At 74.1% G+C, this 4,058-nt stretch carries 2 protein-coding genes; both read right to left on the bottom strand.

Annotation, left to right across the window (positions count from 1 at the left end):
• Positions 1–103 precede the first annotated feature (103 nt).
• Positions 104–2,506: an ATP-binding cassette domain-containing protein gene (locus tag ACFWIC_RS40815; RefSeq protein ID WP_380522245.1), complete on the bottom strand. Its 2,403-nt coding sequence runs from the start codon at positions 2,504–2,506 to the stop codon at positions 104–106.
• Positions 2,507–2,878: 372 nt separating this feature from the next.
• Positions 2,879–3,790 carry a LysR family transcriptional regulator gene (locus tag ACFWIC_RS40810; RefSeq protein WP_380522243.1) on the bottom strand — a complete coding sequence of 304 codons (912 nt, stop codon included), beginning with the start codon at positions 3,788–3,790 and terminating at the stop codon, positions 2,879–2,881.
• Between the last annotated feature and the right edge of the window lie 268 nt (positions 3,791–4,058).

The following is a 4,058-nucleotide window of genomic DNA, read 5'->3' as shown; positions in this document are numbered from 1 at the left end:
TTGTTATGCGCCCCGGCGGCCGGGGGGGGGGGGTGCGGCGGGGACTTCTCGCTCCGAGGACGCCGAAGGCGCCGGGAGCGCCCGGGCGCGCCCCGGGCCGCGGTCAGGCGCCGACGTAGGCCGCCAGGTGCTCGCCGGTCAGGGTGGAGCGGGCGGCGACGAGGTCGGCCGGCGTGCCCTCGAAGACGACCCGGCCGCCGTCGTGGCCCGCGCCGGGCCCCAGGTCGATGATCCAGTCGGCGTGCGCCATGACCGCCTGGTGGTGCTCGATGACGATGACCGACTTCCCGGAGTCGACGAGCCGGTCGAGCAGGCCGAGCAGCTGCTCGACGTCGGCCAGGTGCAGGCCGGTGGTCGGCTCGTCGAGGACGTAGACGCCGCCCTGGTCGGCCATGTGGGTGGCCAGCTTGAGCCGCTGCCGCTCGCCGCCGGACAGCGTGGTGAGCGGCTGGCCGAGGCTGAGGTAGCCGAGCCCGACGTCGGCGAGCCGCTCCAGGATGCGGTGCGCGGCCGGTGTCCGCGCGTCGCCCTCGCCGAAGAACCGCTCGGCCTCGGTCACCGACATCGCGAGCACCTCGCTGATGTCCCGGCCGCCGAGGTGGTGGTCCAGCACCGACGCCTCGAACCGCTTCCCCTCGCACTCCTCGCAGGTGGTGGCGACGTTGGCCATCATCGCGAGGTCGGTGTAGATGACGCCCGCGCCGTTGCAGTTGGGGCAGGCGCCCTCGGAGTTGGCGCTGAACAGCGCCGGCTTCACCCCGTTGGCCTTCGCGAACGCCTTGCGGATCGGGTCGAGCAGGCCCGTGTACGTCGCCGGGTTGCTCCGCCGGGAGCCGCGGATCGCGCCCTGGTCGACCGACACCACGCCCGCGCCGGGCGGGATCGACCCGTGCACGAGCGAGCTCTTGCCCGAGCCCGCGACACCGGTGACCACGACCAGCACCCCGAGCGGGACGTCCACGGAGACGTCCCGCAGGTTGTTCGCCGTCGCGCCGCGGATCTCCAGCGAGCCGGTGGGCTTGCGCACCGCCTCCTTGACGACGGCCCGGTCGTCGAGGTGGCGGCCGGTGATGGTGTCGCCCGACCGCAGCCCCTCCACGGTGCCCTCGAAGCAGACCGTGCCGCCGCCCGAACCGGCGCCCGGGCCGAGGTCGATGACGTGGTCGGCGATCGCGATCGTCTCCGGCTTGTGCTCCACCACGAGCACCGTGTTGCCCTTGTCCCGCAGCCGGCGCAGCAGGCCGTTCATCCGCTGGATGTCGTGGGGGTGCAGGCCCGTGGTGGGTTCGTCGAAGACGTAGGTGGTGTCGGTGAGCGAGGAGCCGAGGTGGCGGATCATCTTCACGCGCTGGGCCTCGCCGCCCGACAGGGTGCCCGACGGCCGGTCGAGCGCGAGGTAGCCCAGGCCGATCTCCACGAACGAGTCGAGGGTCTGCCCGAGCGTGGCGAGCAGCGGCGCCACCGAGGGCTCGTCGAGGGCGCGGACCCACTCGGCGAGGTCCGTGATCTGCATCGCGCAGGCGTCGGCGATGTTGATCCCGCCGATCCTCGACGCCCGGGCGCCCTCGCTGAGCCGGGTGCCGTCGCACTCGGGGCAGGCGGTGAAGGTGACCGCCCGGTCCACGAACGCCCTGATGTGCGGCTGCAGGGCGTCCTTGTCCTTGGAGAGGAACGACTTCTGGATCTTGGGGATCAGGCCCTCGTAGGTCAGGTTGACCCCGTTGACCTTCACCTTGGTCGGCTCGCGGTAGAGGAAGTCCTGCATCTCCTTCTTGGTGTACTTGCGGATCGGCTTGTCCGGGTCGAGGAAACCCGACTCGATGAAGATCCCCACGGTCCACCAGCTGTCGACCTTGTAGCCGGGGATCGTGATCGCGCCCTCGGCGATCGACTTGGTGTCGTCGAAGAGCTGGGTGAGGTCGATGTCGGAGACCTTGCCCCGGCCCTCGCAGCCCGGACACATGCCGCCGGTGCGGCTGAAGGTCTGCTTCACCGTCTTGCTGCCGGTGCCCCGTTCGACCGTGATCGCGCCGCTCGCGCGGACCGAGGGGACGTTGAAGGAGTACGCGTTGGGCGAGCCGATGTGCGGGTCCCCGAGCCGGCTGAAGAGGATGCGCAGCATCGCGTTGGCGTCGGTGGCGGTACCGACGGTGGAGCGGGGGTCGGCGCCCATCCGCTGCTGGTCGACGATGATCGCGGTCGTCAGGCCTTCGAGGACGTCCACCTCGGGCCGGGCCAGGGCCGGCATGAAGCCCTGGACGAAGGCGCTGTAGGTCTCGTTGATCAGCCGCTGCGACTCCGCGGCGATCGTGCCGAACACCAGCGAGCTCTTGCCGGAGCCGGAGACGCCGGTGAACACCGTCAGCCGGCGCTTCGGGATCTCGACGCTGACGTCCTTGAGGTTGTTCACCCGCGCGCCGTGGACGCGGATCAGGTCGTGGCCGTCGGCCACGTGCGAGTCGGTCGACTCGGGGGACTGCGTGTCGGGCCTCGGGGCCTTGCTCATCGTGTCTCCGTATCCGTGACGCGGGCGGCTGCCGGGCGGGCCCGCTCGCACGGTCTCCGTCGGCGTCGCCTGGTTCGATCTCGATCCAACCACTTCGGGGCACCGCCCGGCCGCCGTCCGGATCTTCGCGGGCCGTCGCGGACGTGCGCGCACGTGCGGTGACGTGCGAGGACGTGCTCGGGCCAGCGGCGATCTTCGCGAGCGGGCGGGCAGCGAGTGAGCATACGGGCAGGCTCTGACAACGGCGGTCCTGCCGGCCGTCCGGCCGGTGGTTCCGCCTGCGGACGGCCCGGCGAGCGACAGCGCGGCGCGACGGCCCGGCGAGCGACGGGCCCCGCGCGCCCGACGCGCCGCGGGTGCGGGCCCCGGGGCTCAGCCGGTGGCCGCCGCCGCCTCGGCGAGGGCGTCCAGCACCGGCCGGATCAGCGGGTGGCCGTCCGCACCGGCCCGGACCGCGGCGAACACCCGGCGGGTCGCGAGCGCGCTGTCCACCGGCCGCACCGCCACCTGTCCGAGGTCCACCCCGAGCAGCGCGGAGCGCGGCACCAGCGCCACCCCCGCACCGGCGGAGGCGAGCGCGACGACGGCGCGGAAGTCGTCGGAGGAGTGCACCAGGCGCGGTTGGAAGCCCGCGTGCTCGCAGGCCAGCAGCACCACGTCGTGGCACGGGTTGCCTGGGTAGGGGCCGATCCACGGCTCGGCGGAGAGGTCGGCCACCGCGATCGGGCCGTCGCCGGTGGCCAGCGGGTGGCCGAGCGGCAGCACCGCCTCGAACGGTTCCGCGTACAGCGGGACCCTGGTCAGCCGGGCGTCGTCGGCGCGCGGCGCGCCCCGGTACTCGACGGCCACCGCGAGGTCGGCGCGCCCGTCCAGGACCATCGGCAGGCTGGCGTCGCCCTCCGCGTCCAGCACCTTGAGCCGGACACCGGGGGCACGGGTGGCCAGGGTGCCGATGGCGGGGGCGAGGACCAGCGAGATCCCGGTGGCGAAGGACGCGACGGTGACCTCCCCGGAGACGCCCGCGCTGTAGGCGGCGAGGTCCGCCTCGGCGCGTTCGAGCTGGGCGAGGACGGCGTCGGCGTGGCCGAGCAGGATCTCGCCGGCGGCCGTGAGGCGGACGCCCCGGCCCTCGCGCGCCAGCAGGTGGTGCCCGGTCTCCTGCTCCAGCGCGGCCAGCTGCTGCGAGACGGCGGAGGGGGTGAGGTAGAGGGCGGCCGCGGCGGCGGTCACGGTCCGGTGGTCCGCCACCGCCCGCAGGGTCCGCAGCCGTCTTGCGTCGATCACGGGCCAATTCTGCCAGCGCCGGAGCGGCCGGTGGGTCGGGGGTGGCCGCCGGGGCCGGTGGGACCAGTGGGGCGGCGGCGTTCCCCCGGCGGTGGCGGCGCCGGGGCGGCCGCGGGTGCCCCGGAACCGCGAACGGGAGTGGGACGTCGGACGGGCCGACGTCCCACACCCCGGGGGGGGGGTGGGGGGGGTGGTGTTGGGGTGGCGCGTGGCGGGGCGGGGCGGTGCGGGCCCCCCCCCGCGGGGGGGTTTGGAGGCCGAGGGACCG

Source organism: Kitasatospora sp. NPDC127035, from assembly GCF_042726075.1.
GTDB lineage: Bacteria > Actinomycetota > Actinomycetes > Streptomycetales > Streptomycetaceae > Kitasatospora.
The sequence above is the reverse complement of the archived record's forward strand: the minus strand, read 5'-3'. Positions and strand labels throughout refer to the sequence as shown.

Coding starts and splice junctions, on each gene's coding strand:
- ACFWIC_RS40815 (WP_380522245.1), bottom strand. CDS start 2,506: ATGAGCAAGGCCCCGAGGCCCGACACGCAGTCCCCCGAGTCGACCGAC.